This window comes from Microbacterium sp. NPDC055683 (assembly GCF_053617895.1).
In genome coordinates, this window is record NZ_JBSHGQ010000034.1 from 1 (window position 1) to 17,954 (window position 17,954).

At 71.7% G+C, this 17,954-nt stretch carries 20 protein-coding genes; 4 read left to right on the forward strand and 16 right to left on the reverse strand.

What is annotated here, in order from left to right; all coding sequences use genetic code 11:
* Positions 1 to 31 precede the first annotated feature (31 nt).
* From pheT to infC, 10 genes are all read right to left on the reverse strand, one after another.
* On the reverse strand, positions 32 to 2,530 hold the full coding sequence (pheT, locus tag ACWGPF_RS12810; RefSeq protein ID WP_452333183.1) for a phenylalanine--tRNA ligase subunit beta: 2,499 nt from the start codon (positions 2,528 to 2,530) through the stop codon (positions 32 to 34).
* The gene (gene pheS, locus ACWGPF_RS12815; protein WP_452333184.1) at positions 2,530 to 3,570 is read right to left on the reverse strand and encodes a phenylalanine--tRNA ligase subunit alpha; all 1,041 of its coding nucleotides are present in this window, start codon (positions 3,568 to 3,570) and stop codon (positions 2,530 to 2,532) included. The genes pheT and pheS overlap by 1 nt, the downstream gene beginning before the upstream one ends.
* A gap of 42 nt (positions 3,571 to 3,612) precedes the next feature.
* Positions 3,613 to 4,524, reverse strand: coding sequence for an amino acid ABC transporter permease (locus tag ACWGPF_RS12820; protein ID WP_452333185.1), 912 nt, complete (start codon positions 4,522 to 4,524; stop codon positions 3,613 to 3,615).
* Entirely contained in the window at positions 4,521 to 5,168 is a 648-nt protein-coding gene (locus ACWGPF_RS12825; protein WP_452333186.1) for an amino acid ABC transporter permease, read from the reverse strand. Before ACWGPF_RS12825 ends, ACWGPF_RS12820 begins: the two co-directional genes overlap by 4 nt.
* 73 nt (positions 5,169 to 5,241) lie before the next feature.
* A complete protein-coding gene (locus ACWGPF_RS12830) occupies positions 5,242 to 6,150 on the reverse strand; it encodes a glutamate ABC transporter substrate-binding protein (protein WP_452333187.1) in 909 nt (302 codons plus the stop codon).
* 69 nt (positions 6,151 to 6,219) lie between these two features.
* On the reverse strand, positions 6,220 to 6,960 hold the full coding sequence (locus tag ACWGPF_RS12835) for an amino acid ABC transporter ATP-binding protein (RefSeq protein WP_452333188.1): 741 nt from the start codon (positions 6,958 to 6,960) through the stop codon (positions 6,220 to 6,222).
* Positions 6,961 to 7,048: 88 nt separating this feature from the next.
* Positions 7,049 to 7,855: a TrmH family RNA methyltransferase gene (locus ACWGPF_RS12840; protein WP_452333189.1), complete on the reverse strand. Its 807-nt coding sequence runs from the start codon at positions 7,853 to 7,855 to the stop codon at positions 7,049 to 7,051.
* A 68-nt stretch (positions 7,856 to 7,923) separates the two neighbouring features.
* Entirely contained in the window at positions 7,924 to 8,310 is a 387-nt protein-coding gene (gene rplT / locus ACWGPF_RS12845; RefSeq protein WP_345439831.1) for a 50S ribosomal protein L20, read from the reverse strand.
* Positions 8,311 to 8,343: 33 nt separating this feature from the next.
* Entirely contained in the window at positions 8,344 to 8,538 is a 195-nt protein-coding gene (gene rpmI, locus ACWGPF_RS12850; protein ID WP_067026090.1) for a 50S ribosomal protein L35, read from the reverse strand.
* A 73-nt stretch (positions 8,539 to 8,611) separates the two neighbouring features.
* A complete protein-coding gene (gene infC, locus ACWGPF_RS12855; RefSeq protein ID WP_425562980.1) occupies positions 8,612 to 9,184 on the reverse strand; it encodes a translation initiation factor IF-3 in 573 nt (190 codons plus the stop codon).
* Positions 9,185 to 9,463: 279 nt separating this feature from the next.
* Between infC and ACWGPF_RS12860 the strand changes: the two genes are divergently transcribed.
* Complete coding sequence (locus ACWGPF_RS12860; RefSeq protein ID WP_452333190.1) at positions 9,464 to 9,874, forward strand: DUF1844 domain-containing protein; 411 nt, start codon at positions 9,464 to 9,466, stop codon at positions 9,872 to 9,874.
* A gap of 33 nt (positions 9,875 to 9,907) precedes the next feature.
* Here ACWGPF_RS12860 and ACWGPF_RS12865 read toward each other — a convergent pair whose 3' ends face one another.
* From ACWGPF_RS12865 to ACWGPF_RS12890, 6 genes are all read right to left on the reverse strand, one after another.
* Complete coding sequence (locus ACWGPF_RS12865; protein WP_452333191.1) at positions 9,908 to 10,675, reverse strand: SseB family protein; 768 nt, start codon at positions 10,673 to 10,675, stop codon at positions 9,908 to 9,910.
* Positions 10,659 to 11,405 carry a bifunctional 1-(5-phosphoribosyl)-5-((5-phosphoribosylamino)methylideneamino)imidazole-4-carboxamide isomerase/phosphoribosylanthranilate isomerase PriA gene (priA, locus tag ACWGPF_RS12870; protein WP_452333192.1) on the reverse strand — a complete coding sequence of 249 codons (747 nt, stop codon included), beginning with the start codon at positions 11,403 to 11,405 and terminating at the stop codon, positions 10,659 to 10,661. Before priA ends, ACWGPF_RS12865 begins: the two co-directional genes overlap by 17 nt.
* Positions 11,406 to 11,490: 85 nt before the next feature.
* Positions 11,491 to 12,138, reverse strand: coding sequence for an imidazole glycerol phosphate synthase subunit HisH (gene hisH / locus ACWGPF_RS12875; RefSeq protein ID WP_452333193.1), 648 nt, complete (start codon positions 12,136 to 12,138; stop codon positions 11,491 to 11,493).
* On the reverse strand, positions 12,135 to 12,734 hold the full coding sequence (gene hisB, locus ACWGPF_RS12880) for an imidazoleglycerol-phosphate dehydratase HisB (protein WP_452333194.1): 600 nt from the start codon (positions 12,732 to 12,734) through the stop codon (positions 12,135 to 12,137). The genes hisH and hisB overlap by 4 nt, the downstream gene beginning before the upstream one ends.
* Before the next feature lie 40 nt (positions 12,735 to 12,774).
* Positions 12,775 to 13,854, reverse strand: a complete 1,080-nt coding sequence (locus ACWGPF_RS12885) for a histidinol-phosphate transaminase (protein WP_452333195.1) — start codon at positions 13,852 to 13,854, stop codon at positions 12,775 to 12,777.
* 30 nt (positions 13,855 to 13,884) lie between these two features.
* Positions 13,885 to 14,238, reverse strand: a complete 354-nt coding sequence (locus ACWGPF_RS12890; RefSeq protein ID WP_452333196.1) for a LysM peptidoglycan-binding domain-containing protein — start codon at positions 14,236 to 14,238, stop codon at positions 13,885 to 13,887.
* Positions 14,239 to 14,489: 251 nt separating this feature from the next.
* Between ACWGPF_RS12890 and lexA the strand changes: the two genes are divergently transcribed.
* Genes lexA through ACWGPF_RS12905 form a run of 3 tightly spaced genes read left to right on the forward strand, consistent with a single transcriptional unit; the run spans position 14,490 to position 17,954 of the window.
* The gene (gene lexA, locus ACWGPF_RS12895; protein WP_452333197.1) at positions 14,490 to 15,173 is read left to right on the forward strand and encodes a transcriptional repressor LexA; all 684 of its coding nucleotides are present in this window, start codon (positions 14,490 to 14,492) and stop codon (positions 15,171 to 15,173) included.
* A gap of 59 nt (positions 15,174 to 15,232) precedes the next feature.
* Complete coding sequence (locus tag ACWGPF_RS12900) at positions 15,233 to 17,197, forward strand: alpha/beta hydrolase family protein (RefSeq protein WP_452333198.1); 1,965 nt, start codon at positions 15,233 to 15,235, stop codon at positions 17,195 to 17,197.
* A 4-nt stretch (positions 17,198 to 17,201) separates the two neighbouring features.
* Positions 17,202 to 17,954: a hypothetical protein gene (locus ACWGPF_RS12905; RefSeq protein WP_452333199.1), complete on the forward strand. Its 753-nt coding sequence runs from the start codon at positions 17,202 to 17,204 to the stop codon at positions 17,952 to 17,954.

Below are 17,954 nucleotides of genomic sequence, written 5' to 3' on the forward strand. Positions count from 1 at the left end.
GGCTTCCCGGGCGGGCACAGGACGCATCGGATCAGTCGCGGATCTCCGCTCCGAACCGCTCCCGGGCCACGGCCACGCCCGCGAGCTTCGCCTCGGTCGCCTCGGCGGCGGTCAGCGTGCGGTCGACGGCGCGGAAGCGCAGCGCGAACGTGAGGCTCTTGGCGCCGTCCGGCACGCCCTGCCCGCGGTAGTCGTCGACGACGCGCAGCGACTCCAGGAGGTCGCCGGCGCCGTCGACGAGCGCGTCGCGCAGGTCGGCGGCCGGGAGCTCGGCCGGCACGACGAGCGATACGTCCTGCGTCGCGGCGGGGAAGGTCGAGAGCGATGCGACGACGACGCGGTCGCCCGCGAGCGCGAGCACGCGGTCGAGGTCGAGCTCCGCGACGACGACGCGGCCGGCGAGATCGGCGTCGGAGGCGACCTGCGGCAGCAGCTCGCCGACGTAGCCGACCTCCGCACCCCTCACCGAGAGGGCTCCCGTCCGTCCGGGGTGGAGAGCCGCGCGCGCCCCCTGCGAGACCTCGATGTCGACGCCCGCGGCGGCGGCGATCGTGCGCACGGCGTCGAGCGCCACCTCGAGACCGGCGTGCTCGGCCGCGCGGCCCGGCTGCTTGGGCGCCACGTTGCCGGCGAACAGCAACGCGACGTGGCGCGGCTGCGGCGGGATCGACGCGTCGAGCGCCGCGAGCGTCTCGGCGTCGGGGCGGACGGCGAGCGGCGGGATGGCGTCGGTGCCGTAGGCGACGCCGTCCTGCGGCAGGAAGACCGTGCCGATCTCGAAGAGCGCGAGGTCGGTGAGACCGCGGGAGAGGTTGCGGTGCGCCGTCTGCAGGAGACCGGGGACGAGCGAGCGCCGCAGGAACGGCGCCTGCCCGTCGAGCGCGTTGGCCAGCCGCACGCTCGGCAGGTGCGACCCGGCAGCCGAGCCGTGCAGGTCGTTCTGCTCCTGCGTCGTGAAGGGGAACGCGGGCGTCTCGACGAGCCCCGCCGCCGCGAGCGCGTTCGCCACCCGGCGGCGGCCCTGCTGCGAGGGCGTGAAGCCGCGGCCGGACGGCGGCACCGGCAGCACCGACGGGATGCGGTCGAGGCCGTGGATGCGCGCCACCTCCTCCGCGAGCGTCCACTTGTCGGTGAGGTCGGGGCGCCACGACGGCGGCAGGACCGACCATCCGCCCTCCGTCGTGCGCACCTCTGCGCCGATCGTCTCGAGCGCTCCCGTGATCTCGTCGGGCGCGTAGGCGACGCCGACGAGTCCCGGGACGAACGTCGCCGGCAGGTCGATCGCGCGGGGTGCGTGCACTCCCCCGAGGCGCGCGCCGAGACCGTCCGGCACGCCGCCCGCGAGCTCGACGAGAAGGTCGACGACGCGCTGGGCCGCCGCGACGGCGACCAGGGGGTCGACGCCGCGCTCGAACCGGCGCGACGCCTCGCTCGACAGCTTGTGCCGCCGCGCCGTGCGGGCGATGGAGACGGTGTCGAACGTCGCCGCCTCGACGAGCACGTCGGTCGTGCCGTCGCCCATCTCGGTGGCCGCCCCGCCCATGACGCCCGCGAGGCCGATCGCGCCCGAGTCGTCGGCGATGACGAGGTCCTCCGCGTGCAGTGTGCGGACCTGGCCGTCGAGGGTCTCGAGGGTCTCTCCCGGGGCCGCACGGCGCACCGTGATGCCGCCCGTGAGCGTCGCGAGGTCGTAGCCGTGCACGGGGTTGCCGAGCTCGATCATGACGTAGTTCGTGATGTCGACGAGCACGCCCAGCGAGCGCACGCCCGCGAGCGTGAGCCGGGCGATCATCCACGGCGGCGTCGGGCGCGACGCGTCCACGCCCCTCACGACGCGGGCGACGAAGCCGGATGCCCCCGCGTTGCCGCGGAGAGGAGCGGCGTCGTCGATCACGATGGGGAAGCCGTCGGCCTCGGCCGCCTCGGCGACGAGGCGCTCGGCGGGATCGCGGAAGACGGCGCCCGTGGCGTGGGCGTACTCGCGCGCGATGCCGCGGATCGACAGCGCGTATCCGCGGTCGGGCGTCACGTTGACGTCGACCGCGGCATCGTCGAGGCCGAGCAGCGCGATGGCGTCGGTCCCGACCTCGGGGTCGAGGCCGACCTCGACGAGCCGGAGGATGCCGTCGTGTTCGTCGCCGAGGCCGAGCTCGCGCGCCGAGGCGATCATCCCATCGGAGACGTGCCCGTAGGTCTTGCGGGCGGCGATGGGGAACGGACCCGGCAGCACGGCGCCCGGAAGCGTCGCGACGATCTTGTCGCCGGGGTGGAAGTTCGACGCGCCGCACACGATGCCGCGCGGCTCCGCCTCGCCCACGTCGACCTGGCACCAGCGGATCGTCTTGCCGTTCTTCTGCGGCTCCTCCTCGAAGGAGAGGACCCGGCCCACGACGATGGGCCCCGTCAGGTCGAACCCGACGACCTCCTCCTCCTCGAAGCCGACGCGCACGAGCGCCGCGAGGACGTCCTCGGGCGTCGTGCCGACCGGAAGCTCGACGTACTCACGCAGCCACGAAAGCGGGACGCGCATCACACCACCATCCCGAACTGCTCGCTGAAGCGCACATCGCCCTCTGCCATGTCGCGCATGTCCTGCACGTCGCTGCGGAACATCAGCGCCCGCTCGATGCCGATGCCGAACGCGAAGCCGCTGTACACGTCGGGATCGATGCCCGCCGCGCGCAGCACGTTCGGGTTGACCATGCCGCAGCCGCCCCACTCGATCCAGCGCGCACCGCCCTTGAACGTCGGATGCCACAGGTCGAACTCCGCCGACGGCTCCGTGAAGGGGAAGAAGTTCGTGCGCAGCCGCGTCTTCGCCTCGGCGCCGAACAGCTGCCGTGCGAGGTGGTCGAGCGTGCCCTTGAGGTGCGCCATCGTGATGCCCTTGTCGACGACGAGCCCCTCGAGCTGCGTGAAGACGGGCAGGTGCGTGGCGTCGAACTCGTCGGTGCGGTAGACGCGGCCGGGGCAGACGACGTAGACGGGCAGCTCGCGGTCGAGCAGCGAGCGCACCTGGACGGGGCTCGTGTGGGTGCGCATGACGAGGTGGCGCGAGACGGGGTCGACGAAGAACGTGTCCTGCAGCTGACGCGCCGGGTGGTCCTCGTCGAAGTTCAGGGCGTCGAAGTTGTACCACTCGTGCTCGAGCTCCGGCCCCTCCGCGATCTCCCATCCCATGCCGACGAAGATGTCGGAGATCTGGTCCTGGAGGAGGGTGAGCGGATGGCGGGCGCCCGTGCGCGTGCGGGCGCCGATCGCGGTGATGTCGACGCGCTCCGCCTCGAGCTGCGCGGCGAGCTCGCCGGCGGCGAGCTCCTCCTCGCGGGTGCTGAGCGCCTGCGCCACGCGGCCGCGCGCCTGGCCGACGAGCTTGCCGAACTCGGCCTTCCGCTCCTTGGGCACGCTGCGCATCTGCGCGTTGAAGGCCGCCAGCGGAGAGCCATCCCCCGCATGGGCGGCTCGAGCGGCTTTCAGGGCGGCGGTATCGGGGGCTGCGGCGATCGCGGCGAGCGCATCGGCGACCGCGGCCTCCACCCCTTCCGGCGTGATCTCGGGAGTGTCAGACACGAGAGTCGAGTCTAGTCGGCCCGGCCGACGCCCCCGAGCGGCTCAGACGCGGCCGTCGGCGTCGGGCTCGCCCTGCTGCAGGATGACCGACGTGTTGGTCGCGCCCTCGTGCTGCCGGGGGTCCTTCGGCCCGCCCGCGAGACGGACCTTCGGGGAGCGCTTGACGCCCTTCTGCACGCGGTAGGCGACGTACGACAACGCGAGGCAGACGGCGACGTAGATCGAGCCGCCGATGATCGCCGAGGGGATGAGCGGAGAACCGTAGGGCGCCTGGTTCCCGATCTGGTTGATGACGTACAAGAGCTCCTGGTACGTGATGATGAATCCGAGGGCGGTGTCCTTCAGCGCGACGACGAGCTGGGCGATGATGACGGGCATCATGGCGCGCACGGCCTGAGGCAGCAGGATGAACCACATCACGCCCGTCTTGCGGAGCCCGATGGCGTAGCCGGCCTCCTTCTGGCCGCGCGGCAGCGACTCCACGCCGGCGCGGACGACCTCCGCGAGCACCGACCCGTTGTAGGCGATGAGGGCGATGACGACCGCGGCATACGGCGGCATCTTGAGCCCCAGGACGGGGAGGCCGTAGTAGAGCAGCATCATCAGGATGAGGACGGGGACCGCGCGGAGGACCTCGACGACCGCGGTGAGCGGGATGCGCACCCACGCGTGCTCGGAGAGGCGTCCGACACCGAGGAGGAACCCGACGACGAGAGAGCCCACGCCCGCGACGGCGAAAGCCGACAGGGTGCTGAGGAGGCCCTCGCCGAACCGCACCCACACGGTCGAGTAGGTGAAGATGTTCCATTTGGCGGCGGAGAACTGCCCCGTCGCCATCAGGCGCCACACCACCCAGGCCAGGACGGCCGCCACGATGAGCACCGTGGCGATCCCGATGATGCGGTTGCGGGCGACGGCCCGGGGGCCGGGGACGTCGAACAGGACGGAGCTCATCGCGCGATCCTCCACTTGCTCTCGAGCGCTCGCTGCAGCCATCCGAGGAGCAGCACGAGCACGACGAAGACGACCATCACCCAGAGGAGCACGACGAGCTGGTTCTCGCCCTGCTCGCTGAGCGCCGATCGGATGGTGCCCAGGTTCGCGACCGAGAACCCCGCCGCGACGGTGGTGTTCTTGAGGAGCGCGATGAGCACGCTCATGAGGGGCGGGATCACGGAGCGGGCGGCCTGCGGCAGCACGACGTAGCGCATGACCTGCGCGAAGTTCAGCCCGATGGCCCGGGCTGCCTCCGCCTGGCCGACCGGAACCGTGTTGATGCCGGATCGCAGCGTCTCGGCGACGTACGTCGCGGTGTAGATGCCGAGCGCGCAGACGGCCAGCAGCAGCGAGTTCACGCGTTCGCCGACGAGGATCGGCAGGCAGAACGCGAAGAAGAACATCACGAGAGTGAGCGGGGTGTTCCGGATCCAGTTCACGTACACCGCGCCGACGACGCGTGCGATCGGCACGGGCGACACCCGCGCCGCGCCGACGATGAAGCCCAGCACGAGGGCGATCGCACCGCCGCCGAAGAACAGCACGAGCGTCCCCGTGAACGCCTCCTGCCAGAGGTCGGGGTGATCGGTGATGACTCCCACGTCTGCTCCTGTCGATCCGGGAAGGGGGGGTGGACGGGGTGGCCGGCGGATCACCGACGGCCACCCCGACGGGTCATTCGACCGCGTCGACCTCGGGCTGGGTCGCTGTCACGCCCGATGCGCCCAGGTTGTCGTCGAAGATCTGCTGCCAGATCTCGCCGCCGTCGGTGAGCTGCTCGTTGAAGTACTCGGTGAGAGCCGTGTCGTCCTTCGCGATGCCGATGCCGTACCGCTCCTCGCTGAAGGGCTCGCCGACGACCTTGAGGTTGTCGGGATCCTGCGCGGCGTAGCCGATGAGGATCGCCTCGTCGGTCGTGACCGCGTCGACCTGGCCGTTCTTGAGGTCCTCGACGCACTTGGAGTAGGTGTCGTACTCCTTCGTGGGCACGTCGGGGTAGTTGTCCTTGATGTTCTGGATGGGCGTCGACCCGGTCGCCGAGCAGACCGTCGTGTCCGACCCGAGGTCGTCGACGCTGGCGATGTCGCTGTCCGCCGCGACGAGCAGGCCCTGGCCCGTCACGAAGTACGGCCCCGCGAAATTGATCTGCTCCTTGCGGGCATCCGTGATCGAGTAGGTGCCGACGTAGTAGTCGATGTCGCCGTTGACGATGGCCTGCTCGCGGTTCGCGGAGGCGATCGCCTGGAACTCGATCTGGTCCTCGTCGTAGCCGAGGCTGGCGGCCATCCACCGCGCGATGTCGACGTCGAAGCCGGTGCGCTCGTTCGTGACCGGGTCGAGGTAGCCCAGATTCGGCTGGTCCTCCTTGACGCCGACCTTGACGACCCCGTCCTCGGCGATGCGGTCGAACGTCGGGCTGCCGTCGAGCGAGACGTCGGTGGCGACCGTCCACGCCGTGCCCGAGGCGTCGTCGTCTCCGCCGTCGCCGGATGTGCTTCCGGGCGTGCCGCTGTTGCAGGCGGTCAGGGCGAGCAGCGCCGTGGCGGCGATCCCCACGCTCGCGAGGGTCCTGATCTTGCGCATGTGCGTTCCTCTCTCTCGGTTGAGATCGTGACCGGGCCGCACGCCGTTGTGCGACTCCGGAGTCTCGGGTCAGTGCGTGATGAGCTTGGACAGGAAGTCCTTGGCGCGGTCGGAGGTCGGGTTCGTGAAGAACTCCTCCGGCGCCGACTGCTCGACGATCTGGCCGTCCGCCATGAACACGACGCGGTTCGCGGCCTTGCGTGCGAACCCCATCTCGTGGGTGACGACGATCATCGTCATGCCCTCGTGGGCCAGCCCGACCATGACGTCGAGCACCTCGTTGATCATCTCCGGGTCGAGCGCGCTCGTCGGCTCGTCGAACAGCATCACCTTGGGGTGCATGGCGAGCGCACGCGCGATCGCGACGCGCTGCTGCTGCCCGCCCGACAGCTGCGCGGGGAGCTTGTCGGCCTGCGCGCCCACGCCGACGCGGTCGAGCAGGGCACGCGCCTCCTTCTCGGCGTCGGCCTTCTTCATGCCGCGCACCTTGATGGGACCGAGCGTGACGTTCTCGAGGATCGTCAGGTGCGCGAAGAGGTTGAACGACTGGAACACCATGCCGACCTCGGCACGCAGGTTGGCGAGCGCCTTGCCCTCCTTGGGCAGCTCCTTGCCGTCGATCGTGATCGACCCGCTCGTGATCGTCTCGAGGCGGTTGATCGTGCGGCACAGCGTCGACTTGCCGGAGCCGGACGGCCCGATCACGACCACCACCTCGCCCTTGTCGACCGTGAGGTCGACATCCTTCAGCGCGTGGAAGTCTCCGTAGTGCTTCTGCACGTCCTTGACGACGACGAGGGGCTCAGCCATGGGTTCACCCTAGGCGCAGGCTGTGCACATCCTGAACATCGCCGGGCGAGGATTTACAGAGTTGTGACGGGGAGAGCTCCCCAGGTGCTCATTCCGCCTCGCGCTGGGCGAACGCGCTCTCGTACAGGCACACGCTCGCCGCGGTCGCGAGGTTGAGCGACTCGGCACGGCCGAAGATGGGCAGCCGCAGCGCCCGATGGGCGAGGGCGAGCGCGTCGTCGGCGAGCCCGCGCGCCTCGTTGCCGAACAGCCACGCCGTCGGCCGCGCCAGCGATCCGTCGCGTCGTGCGGCGAGCAGGTCGTCGCCCTTCACATCCGCAGCCACCACCTCGAGCCCGGCGCCGCGCGAACGCGCGACGACGTCCGCGAGATCGGCGCCCACGACCACGGGCACGTGGAAGAGCGATCCCGTCGTCGACCGGACGACCTTGGGGTTGTAGGGGTCCACCGTCCGGCCCGTCAGCACGACGGCGTCGGCGCCCACGGCGTCGGCGGCGCGGATGATCGTGCCGAGGTTGCCGGGATCGCGCACCTCCTCGCAGATCGCGACGAGGCGCGGTCGCGCGGAGAAGACGTCCTTCAGGGCGGTCGGGTTCTGCTTCGCGACCGCGACGAAGCCCTGCGGCGTGACGGTGTCCGCCATGGCGGCCAGCACGTCCTCCGTGACGAACTCGATCTCGACGCCCTCGTCGACGAGCGCAGACCGGAGGTCCGCGTGCTTCTCGAGCGCGGTCGGCGTGGCGTACAGCTCCACGATGACGTCGGGCCGGAACGCCACGGCCTCGCGGACCGCCTGCGGGCCCTCGAGCAGGAACAGCCCGGTCTCCTTGCGGGCGACGCGCCTCGCCAGCTTCGCAACGGCCCGCACTCGCGGCGATCGGGGATTCTCCAGCACGCCCTCAAGTCTAGAGACAGCAGAAGAGGGCGCCCCTCAGGGGCGCCCTCTTCGCGAGGCGTGTCAGATCACGCAGCCGACTTCGGCGCGTTCACGTCGCCGGGCAGAGCCTTCTTGGCGACGTCGACGAGGGCCGCGAACGTCGCGGGCTCGTGGACGGCCAGCTCCGCGAGGATGCGGCGGTCGACCTCGACGCCGGCCAGGCCGAGGCCCTGGATGAGGCGGTTGTAGGTGAGGCCGTTCTGGCGGCTCGCGGCGTTGATGCGCTGGATCCACAGGCGGCGGAAGTCGCCCTTGCGCTTGCGACGGTCGCGGTACGCGTAGACGAGGGAGTGGGTGACCTGCTCCTTCGCCTTGCGGTACAGGCGCGAACGCTGACCGCGGTAGCCCGAGGCGCGCTCGAGGATGACGCGACGCTTCTTCTGCGCATTTACTGCGCGCTTGACTCTAGCCATTCTTCATACTTCCTAACGAACGTCCGTCGCGGTTCAGCGACCGAGGAGCTTCTTGACGACCTTGAGGTCGTTGCCCGAGATGACCTGGTCCTGGTTCAGGCGACGGGTGCGGCGGCTCGACTTGTGCTCGAGGTTGTGGCGCATGCCCGCCTGCTGCTTCTTGATCTTGCCGCTGCCGGTGATCTTGAAGCGCTTCTTGCTGCCCGAGTGGGTCTTCTGCTTCGGCATCTTCTTCTTTCCTTGCGTCTGCGCCCGGTGGGCGACGTGATGTGCAACCCGCCGAAGCGGGAAGTTCGGGGGACTACTCCGCCGCGGGCTCCGCGGCGACCGTCTTCGCCTCGCGCTGCGCCTGCTTGGTCGCTGCGCGCGCGGCGTTCTGCTCGGCCTTCGCCTCCGACTTGTTCCGATGCGGGGCGATCACCATCACCATGTTGCGGCCGTCGATCGTGGGGCGCGACTCGACCGACCCGAACTCCGCGACGTCCTCCGCGAACTTCTGCAGCAGGCGCACGCCCTGATCGGGGCGCGACTGCTCACGGCCGCGGAACAGGATCATGGCCTTGACCTTGTCGCCCGCCTGCAGGAAGCCCTCGGCACGCTTGCGCTTGGTGTCGTAGTCGTGCTGGTCGATCTTCAGGCGGAAGCGGACCTCCTTGAGGACCGTGTTCGCCTGATTGCGGCGCGCTTCCTTGGCCTTCTGGGCGGCCTCGTACTTGAACTTCCCGTAGTCCATGATCTTGACCACGGGAGGACGCGAGTTGGGGGCCACCTCGACGAGGTCGAGGTCGGCCTCCTGCGCCAGGCGCAGTGCCACCTCGATACGGACGACGCCGATCTGCTCGCCTGCCGGGCCGACGAGTCGGACCTCTGGCACGCGAATGCGCTCGTTGGTGCGGGGATCGCTGATGCGGAACTCCTTGGGTGCGTGATTCGAGCCACCGTGTCGCGAGGGTCGCGGCGCGGGCGGGAGAAGAGTTCAGCATCCACCCGAGCACGACGATCGACATCGGCTCGACACCCTGATCGACCCGCGCGGACGCGAGCGGAGTGTGCATGACCCGGTAGCCTGGAGCGGCAAGCGCGGGTGGGAACTGAATCCTCTTTCGTCCGGAGCGAACTCCGGAGCCCGCAAAAGTCTACCAGAGAGCGGTCCATGAGCGCCATTCCGTCCGACGAGCCCATCCACGACGCCGACCGCCACGCGCGGTGGGAGGAGCAGGAGCGCGCCGCGGCCGCCACCGAGGCCGTCCGTGACATCGCCGACGTCGCCGCCGTCGAGGTCATCGCGTCGAGCTGCGTCCACCTCATGAGCGCGGCAGCGGTGAAGCTCGGCCTCGCCGACGCGGCGGACGCCGACGAGCTCGTAGACCTCGACGAGGCGCGCAAGCTCATCAACGCGCTCGCGGGCCTCGTCACCGCCGCCGCCCCGGAGATCAGCGACATGCACGCTCGACCCATCCGCGACGGCCTGCGATCGCTGCAGCTGCGCTTCCGAGAGCTGTCGCTCATTCCTGACGCGCCGGGGGCGGGCCCGGGCGAGAAGTACACCGGCCCCGTCATCTGAGGCGTCCGGCCGTCCGAGCCGAGGGCGGCCGCCTCAGCCGCGCTCGAGCGTGACCTGCAGCGAGTCCACGAGCACGGCGATGCGGTCGTCCGCGGCCCAGCGGCGCGCCAGGCGCTGCAGGACCGCGTCGACCTCCGCGCGTTCGAGGCCGTCGACGAGGCGGAGCCGGACGACGAGCTCCGGGCCCCGCAGGCGCGCCTCCGGGTCGCCGGCCTCCACAGCCAGGTCGATCACGGCCAGCTCGCCGCCCACGCTCGCCTGCAGCGCGAGGAACACGTCCGGGCTCTCTGGCGAGGGCTCCCAGGCCTGGTTCTGCGCGATCGCCCAGACGGCGGGCCTGCGCACGACGAACTCCGTGGGGCTCGTCGGGTCGAGCACGATGAGGTCGGTGTCCTCCCCCGCGGCCGCGAGCGCCGCGCGGGGGCCCGCCACGGGGATCGGCCGGGCAGCCGCATCCCACGCCGAGAGAGTCTCGACGCAGCTGAAGAGCGGAAGCACCTTGCGACCGTCCGGCGCGGAGACCGTCACGATCGACAGCTCCTGCGTCTTGTCGACGGCGAGCCCGTGCGCTCCGACGCCCTCGTCGCCCTTCTCCGCGACGAGCGGGACGAGCACGCGCGCGCCGCGCAGCGCGTCGACGACCTCGCGCGCGGACGCGCGACCGGCGCGGAATCCCGTCAGCGCATCCCACAGGGCGGGATCGGCCGAGCCGTCGTCTCCCGCGGCGGGGTTGGGATGGAACCGGCGCCCCTCCCAGGGGACGCCGGCGGAGTCGGAGAGGCCGTCAGTATCCGGCGACATCCAGCGCCTCGGCGAGCGTGAACGCGCCCGAGTAGAGGGCCTTGCCGACGATCGCTCCCTCGACGCCGAGCGGGACGAGGTCGCGCAGCGCGGCGATGTCGTCGAGGCTCGACACGCCGCCCGACGCGACCACCGGCTTCGGCGTGCGCGACGTCATCTCGCGGAGGAGCTCGATGTTCGGCCCGCGCAGCGTGCCGTCCTTCGTCACGTCGGTGACGACGTAGCGGCTGCAGCCCGCCTCCTCGAGGCGCTCGAGCACCTCCCAGAGGTCGCCGCCCTCCTGCGTCCAGCCGCGGGCGGCGAGCGTCGTGCCGCGCACGTCGAGCCCGACGGCGACCGCGTCGCCGTAGCGCCCGATGACGGATGCCGTCCACTCGGGGTTCTCGAGCGCGGCCGTGCCGAGGTTGATGCGCTGCGCGCCGCTCTCGAGGGCGGCCTCGAGCGAGGCGTCGTCGCGGATGCCGCCAGAGAGCTCGACGTTCACGCCGCGCACGTGCTTGATGACCTTCCGCAGGATGCCCGCGTTCGACCCGCGGCCGAACGCCGCGTCCAGATCGACCAGGTGGATCCAGTCCGCACCCTGGCTCTTCCAGTTGTCGGCGGCCTCGAGCGGATCGCCGTAGCTCGTCTCGGAGCCGGCCTCGCCCTGCGTCAGGCGGACGGCCTTGCCGTCGGCGACGTCGACGGCGGGGAGCAGGGTCAGTGCGGGTGTGGACGCGAAATCGTTCATGGCTCCTCGTGCACGCGGGCCTCTCCCGCGGACGCACGAGTCAAGAGACTAGACCGCCCGCGGCCCCTGCTCCAACTCGATGCCGTCACAGCGCGGGAGCGAGGCCGTCCACCCAGTTGCGCAGCAGGCGGATACCCGCCTCCCCCGACTTCTCGGGGTGGAACTGGGTCGCCGACAGCGGGCCGTTCTCGACGGCGGCGAGGAAGGGACCGCCGTGGTGCGCCCACGTCAGGACGGGCTGCGGGAACGGCGCCTGGACGTCGAGCTCCCACTGCTGAGCCGCATAGGAGTGCACGAAGTAGAAGCGCTCGCCCTCGAGCCCGCGGAAGAGCCGCGACCCCTCGCCCGCGTCCACCGTGTTCCAGCCCATGTGGGGCACGACGGGCGCGTCGAGCTGCGCGACGGTCCCCGGCCACTCGCCGAGGCCCTCGGTCTCGACGCCGCGCTCGATGCCGCGCGCGAAGAGCACCTGCATGCCGACGCAGATCCCCAGAACGGGCCGCCCTCCGGCGAGGCGCCGTTCGATGAGCTCTCCTCCGCGGATGGCGTCGAGCTGCTCCATGACGGCCTGGAAGGCGCCCACTCCGGGCACGAGGAGGCCGTCGGCATCGAGCACCGTGGAGCGGTCGCGGGTCAGCGCCACGTCGGCGCCCGCGGCCTCGAGGGCCTTCACGGCCGAGTGGACGTTGCCCGAGCCGTAGTCGAGGACGGCGACCTGCGGACGCGCCGTCACAGCGCGCCCTTCGTCGAGGGGATGCCGTCCACGAGCGGATCGAGCGCCTTGGCCTGCCGGAACGCGCGCGCGAACGCCTTGTACTCGGCCTCGGCGATGTGGTGGGGGTCACGGCCCCCGAGGACGCGCACGTGCACGGTGAGGCCCGCGTTGAACGCGATCGCCTCGAACGTGTGGCGAACGAGCGAGCCCGTGAAGTGGCCGCCGATGAGGTGCTGCTCGAACCCGGCCGGCTCCCCCGTGTGCACGAGGTACGGGCGGCCCGAGATGTCGACGACGGCCTGAGCGAGCGCCTCGTCGAGCGGGACCAGGGCGTCGCCGTATCTCGAGATGCCCGCCTTGTCGCCGAGCGCCTCGCGGATCGCCTGTCCGAGCACGATCGCGGTGTCCTCGACGGTGTGGTGCGCGTCGATGTGGGTGTCGCCCGTCGCCCTGACGGAGAGGTCCGTGAGGGAGTGCTTCGCGAACGCCGTGAGCATGTGGTCGAAGAAGGGCACGCTCGTCTCGATGGTGCTCTTCCCCGTGCCGTCGAGGTCGAGCTCGAGCTCGATGGTCGACTCGCTCGTGGAACGGGTGCGGCGCGCGATTCGGGTCATGCACCGATTCTATCGGCGCGCCTGCGGGCGCTCCCCGCCGTCAGCGGCCGATCTCGGCGAGCGCGTCGAGGAACGCGCTCGTCTCCTCCTCCGTGCCCGCCGTCACCCGGAGGTGACCGGGGATGCCGATGTCGCGGATGAGGACCCCGCGGTCGTAGAGCGCCTGCCACGTGCCGCGGACGTCGTCGACCCCGCCGAACAGGACGAAGTTCGACCAGGTCGGGTAGACCGTGTAGCCGAGCGCCTCGAGCGTGGCGGAGATCCGATCGCGCTGGACGACGATGTCGTCGACCATCGACAGCATGGTGTCGGAGTGGCGGAGCGCAGCCGAGGCCGCGGCCTGCGTGAGCGCGCTCAGGTGGTAGGGCAGCCGGACGAGGCGGAGGGCGTCGACGAGAGCGGGATCGGCGGCGAGGTACCCCACTCGCGCGCCCGCGAACGCGAACGCCTTGCTCATCGTGCGCGAGACGACGAGACGTTCGCGGCCGGGGAGCAGCTGCAGAGCCGACGGCACGTCGCGCGGGGCGAACTCGCGGTACGCCTCGTCGACGATGACGATCCCGCGCGCGGCCTCGTAGACGGCCTCGACGACGTCGTTCTCGAGCGGCGTCCCCGTGGGGTTGTTCGGCGCGCACAGGAAGACGACGTCGGGCCGCGCGTCGGCGACCTGCTCGGCGGCGCTCTCCGGAGTGAGGGTGAAGCCGGCGCCACGCTCGCCCGCCACGAACGTCGAGCCCACGCCGCGTGTCAGCAGCGAGTACATCGAGTAGGTGGGGGCGAAGCCGAACGCCGTGCGACCCGGTCCTCCGAACGCCTGCAGGATGTGCTGGAGCACCTCGTTCGAGCCGTTCGCCGCCCAGATCTGCGCGGGCTCGATCCCGTGGCCGAGGTAGTCCGCGAAGCCCTCGCGGAGCGTCGTGAACTCGCGGTCGGGGTACCGGTTGACATCGCGGAGCGCGAGAGCCACCGAATCGGCGATGTCGTCGGCGACGTCGTCGGGGATCGGGTGCGTGTTCTCGTTGACGTTGAGGGCGACGGGCAACGGCGCCTGGGGAGCGCCGTACGGCTGCTGTCCGCGGAGGTCGTCGCGCAAGGGGAGGTCGTCGAGGGTGGCGGTCACCCCATCCATGCTAGGGCGTGAGCGCCTGGCTCAGTCCGCCGACGCGTAGGCCGCGGGGATGGCGATCTCCGCGCCGGCGTCGACCCCGCCGCCGTCGAGGCGGTTGAGGCGGACGATCGCGTCGACCACGTCGCGCGGGTCGGCGTCGGGGGCGATCTCCTCCGCGATCCCCCACAGCGTGTCGCCCGCGAGCACCGTCACGGTCTCGAACCCGCCCGCAGGCACGCCCGCCTCGCTGGATCCCAGCGCGCCGCCGCCGTTGAGCACGCCGAGACCGATCGCCGTCACCACGGGGGCCGCCGCGAGGGCGGCGACGACGCGCCGACCGCGCGCGGTGAGGCGCAGCCGCGTTCGACGGGCGGGGGCTGTGCGGATGGTGCTCATGTCGGTTCCTTCCTCGGGGCCGCTTCGAACCTGCATCTCGGCCGGGAGACGCAGGCCCGAAGCGATGTTCCGAATGTATCTTCGAGGTGCCGGGCGTGTCAAGAGTTGTCTTCGAAGCGGCCTACGGTCCCGCATGCGACACGCTCGAACAAATCTCCTCGGATCCGTGTCGCATCCGATACCGTCTTCTCAACGGGATCACCACATCACGCACCACCGACATCCGCTCGGGGCAGCGAAGGAGCACGGACATGACGGATGCCCAGACCCGCGGCGAGAAGCCGCGGACGCGCAGGCGCAAGAACCTCAGCGAGAAGCAGCTCGCCATCCTCGAGGTCATCCAGCGGTCCATCCAGGTGAACGGATACCCGCCGAGCATGCGGGAGATCGGGGACGCCGTCGGCCTGAAGTCGCTCTCGAGCGTGACGCACCAGCTCGGGCAGCTGGAGCTGAGCGGCTACCTGCGACGCGACCCGGGCAAGACCCGGGCGATGGAGGTGCTCATCGACCTTCCCGGCTCCGCCGTGGAGAACCCGGCCGACGCCGCCCCCTCCGTCGGCGACGCCGCGCTCGTGCCGCTCGTCGGCCGCATCGCCGCCGGCGTGCCGATCACGGCCGAGCAGCACGTGGAGGAGATCTTCCCGCTCCCCCGCCAGCTCGTCGGCAAGGGCGATCTGTTCATGCTCAAGGTCACGGGCGAGTCGATGATCGACGCGGCCATCTGCGACGGCGACTGGGTCGTCGTGCGCTCGCAGGGGACGGCCGACAACGGCGACATCGTCGCGGCCATGGTGGACGGCGAGGCGACGGTGAAGACCTTCCGCCAGCGCGACGGGCACACCTGGCTGCTGCCGCGCAACTCGGCGTTCGAGCCCATCCTCGGCGACGAGGCCGTCGTGCTCGGCAAGGTCGTCGCCATCCTGCGCGCCGTCTGATCCCGCGGTGCCGCATCGCGCCTGCCCGGCGTCCGGCGGCGCCGGATAGCGTGGACGGCATGACGCAGACGCTCCCCTACGGCTCCTGGCCCTCGCCCCTCGCCGCCGCCGACATCGCGGTGTCGGCGCCCCGCCTGTCGGGCGCGCGCTTCGCGGACGACGACGTCTGGTGGGCCGAGGGAGTGCCCTCCGAGCGCGGACGCACCGCCGTGCGCCGCGCATCGGACGGCGGGATCGTGCTCCCCTCCCCGTGGAGCGCACGGTCGCGCGTGCACGAGTACGGCGGCGGCGCGTGGATCCCCGGTCCGGACGGGACGCTCCTGTTCGTCGAGCAGTCGGATCAGCGCGTGTACGCCCTCGCAGCCGGCGGCGTGCCCGTCGCGCTCACCCCCGCGGACGAGCACGCCGCGTACGGCGACCTCGTGCTCGCCGAGGGGCGGCTGTGGGCCGTCCGCGAGCGCCAGGACGGGCGGCGGGTGACGCGCGACATCGTGACGGTGCCGCTCGACGGCTCCGCGGCGGGGCGGCCCGACCGGATCGTCAGCGTCGTCGCCGGGAGCGACTTCCTCGCCTTCCCCTCCCCGCGCGCCGGCCGCCTCGCCTGGATCGCCTGGGACCATCCCGACATGCCGTGGGACGCCGCGGAGCTGCGCATCGGCGACCTCGGCGCCGACGGCCGGATCGCGCAGTGGCGAACGCTCGCGGGAGGGCGCGTCGATGGCGCGGAGATCTCCGCGCTCCAGCCGGAGTGGGTCTCCGACGACACGCTGCTGTTCTCCGCCGACCCGCCGATCCGCGCCGGCGGCCCCGCCCGCTGGAACCTGCACCGCGCCCGTCTGGATGCGCGGGGCGACGAGGTGGTCGTCGTCCGCTCCGTCGACGCCGACACCGGCGGACCGCTCTGGAACCTCGGCACGCGCTGGTACTCCCCGCTGGCCGACGGACGCATCCTCGCCGTCGAGACGAACGGGCGCGACCGTCTCGTCCTCATCGACGGCGGCACGGTGACCGACCTGGACACCGTGCTGGGAGAGATGCACGTCGAGGACGTCCGCGGTGCCCGCGCCCTGCTGACGGGCGCGGGTCCGCGCACGCCCGGGGGGATCTGGCTGCTCGATCTCGCTCTCGGGACCCTGACCGCTGTGCGGGGCGGGGTGTCCTCCCTCGACCCGGAGTGGTTGCCTGAGGCCAGGGCGGTCGCCTTCGACGGACCGTCCGGCGAGGTGCACGCCTTCCACTATCCGCCCACGAGCCCCGTCGCCGAGGGCCGGGACGACGAGCTGCCGCCCTGCCTCGTGCTCGTCCACGGCGGGCCGACCGCCCATGTGGCCGGATCGCTCTCCCTGGCGATCACGTACTTCACGAGCCGCGGCATCGCGGTGCTCGACGTGAACTACGGCGGCTCGACGGGCTACGGGCGCGCCTACCGCGAGCGGCTCCGCGGCGAATGGGGCGTCGTCGACGTCGACGACGTCGCCGCCGCCGCGCGCGGGCTCGCGGCAGAGGGGCTCGCTGACCCCGCACGGCTCGCCGTCCGCGGCGGGTCGGCGGGGGGATGGACCGTCCTGTGCGCCCTCGCCGGCACCGACGTGTTCGCGGCCGGCATCAGCCGCTACGGCGTCGCCGACCTGCGCCTGCTCGTGGCGGAGACGCACGATTTCGAGGCCAGGTACATCGACGGCCTCGTCGGCCCGCTGCCGGGCGCCGAGCAGCTCTACATCGACCGGTCGCCGCTGTCGCACGCCGAACGGCTGCGCACGCCGCTGCTCATCCTCCAGGGCGCCGACGACCCCGTGGTCCCGCCGTCGCAGTCGGAGGCGCTCCGCGACGCGCTCGCCGAGGGCGGGGTGCCGCACGCCTACCTGCTCTTCCCCGGCGAGTCCCACGGGTTCCGCGGCGCCGACGCGATCGTGCGCGCGTTCGAGGCGGAGGCGGCCTTCCTCGGCGCCGTGCTGGGATTCGACACGCCGGGGGTGCCTCCGCTCCCCCTCTCCGGGATGTCGGAGCCTCCGGCTATCGTCTGACCCGATGGAACTGACCGGCCTCGTCCTCGCCGCCGTCGGCGCCTCCGATCTGGGGCGCCGACTCGTCGCACCGCGCGCGGCGCGCGCCGTGTCCGTGGCCGTCGTCCTCCTCCTCTGCGCGCTCGCCGGCGCGGCGCTCGGCACGGATCCGGCGTCATCCGCGGTGCTGGCGCTCGTCCCCGCCGCGTGCGCCATCGGATGGCTCGCCACCGTGCGCGCCGACCGCGCGCTGCTCGGCTTCGCGCCCGTCGTGGTGCTCGCCGCCGTCGCGGGTGCCGGCCTCGTCTTCCCTCCTGGCACCGTGGCCGCCTCCGTCGGGTCGGCGGGCACGCCCGTCGGGCTCATCGTCCTCGTCGCGGGCGGGGCGCTCTTCCTCCTCGAGTCGGCCAATCTCGTCGTGCGCGCCGCGCTCCGCAGCGAGGACGTCCCCGCCGATGACGAGCCTTCCCCGCCGAGGCGCCTGTTCGCGCGTTCCGACCGCGCGTCCGTCGACGCGCCCGACCCTCGCACGACGCACACGCTGCGCGGCGGACGCATCATCGGGCCGCTCGAGCGCATCGTGCTGGCGGGGCTCGTCCTCGCGCAGGCCTACCCCGTCGTGGCGGCCCTCATCGCCGCCAAGGGGATCGTCCGCTTCCCGGAGATCTCCCGTGACCGGGATCGGGGCACGCAGGCGGAGTACTTCCTCGTCGGCAGCATGGTCAGCTGGGTGCAGGCCCTCGCCGTCGCCGGGCTGATATGGCTCGGCACGCGCTGA

Excerpts from the sequence above, each read along its gene's own strand:
- pheT (WP_452333183.1), bottom strand. The coding sequence starts at position 2,530 with ATGCGCGTCCCGCTTTCGTGGCTGCGTGAGTACGTCGAGCTTCCGGTC.
- ACWGPF_RS12820 (WP_452333185.1), bottom strand. The coding sequence starts at position 4,524 with ATGAGCTCCGTCCTGTTCGACGTCCCCGGCCCCCGGGCCGTCGCCCGC.
- ACWGPF_RS12830 (WP_452333187.1), bottom strand. The coding sequence starts at position 6,150 with ATGCGCAAGATCAGGACCCTCGCGAGCGTGGGGATCGCCGCCACGGCG.
- ACWGPF_RS12835 (WP_452333188.1), bottom strand. The coding sequence starts at position 6,960 with ATGGCTGAGCCCCTCGTCGTCGTCAAGGACGTGCAGAAGCACTACGGA.
- rplT (WP_345439831.1), bottom strand. The coding sequence starts at position 8,310 with ATGGCTAGAGTCAAGCGCGCAGTAAATGCGCAGAAGAAGCGTCGCGTC.
- rpmI (WP_067026090.1), bottom strand. The coding sequence starts at position 8,538 with ATGCCGAAGCAGAAGACCCACTCGGGCAGCAAGAAGCGCTTCAAGATC.
- ACWGPF_RS12860 (WP_452333190.1), top strand. The coding sequence starts at position 9,464 with ATGAGCGCCATTCCGTCCGACGAGCCCATCCACGACGCCGACCGCCAC.
- ACWGPF_RS12865 (WP_452333191.1), bottom strand. The coding sequence starts at position 10,675 with ATGTCGCCGGATACTGACGGCCTCTCCGACTCCGCCGGCGTCCCCTGG.
- priA (WP_452333192.1), bottom strand. The coding sequence starts at position 11,405 with ATGAACGATTTCGCGTCCACACCCGCACTGACCCTGCTCCCCGCCGTC.
- hisB (WP_452333194.1), bottom strand. The coding sequence starts at position 12,734 with ATGACCCGAATCGCGCGCCGCACCCGTTCCACGAGCGAGTCGACCATC.
- ACWGPF_RS12890 (WP_452333196.1), bottom strand. The coding sequence starts at position 14,238 with ATGAGCACCATCCGCACAGCCCCCGCCCGTCGAACGCGGCTGCGCCTC.
- lexA (WP_452333197.1), top strand. The coding sequence starts at position 14,490 with ATGACGGATGCCCAGACCCGCGGCGAGAAGCCGCGGACGCGCAGGCGC.
- ACWGPF_RS12900 (WP_452333198.1), top strand. The coding sequence starts at position 15,233 with ATGACGCAGACGCTCCCCTACGGCTCCTGGCCCTCGCCCCTCGCCGCC.
- ACWGPF_RS12905 (WP_452333199.1), top strand. The coding sequence starts at position 17,202 with ATGGAACTGACCGGCCTCGTCCTCGCCGCCGTCGGCGCCTCCGATCTG.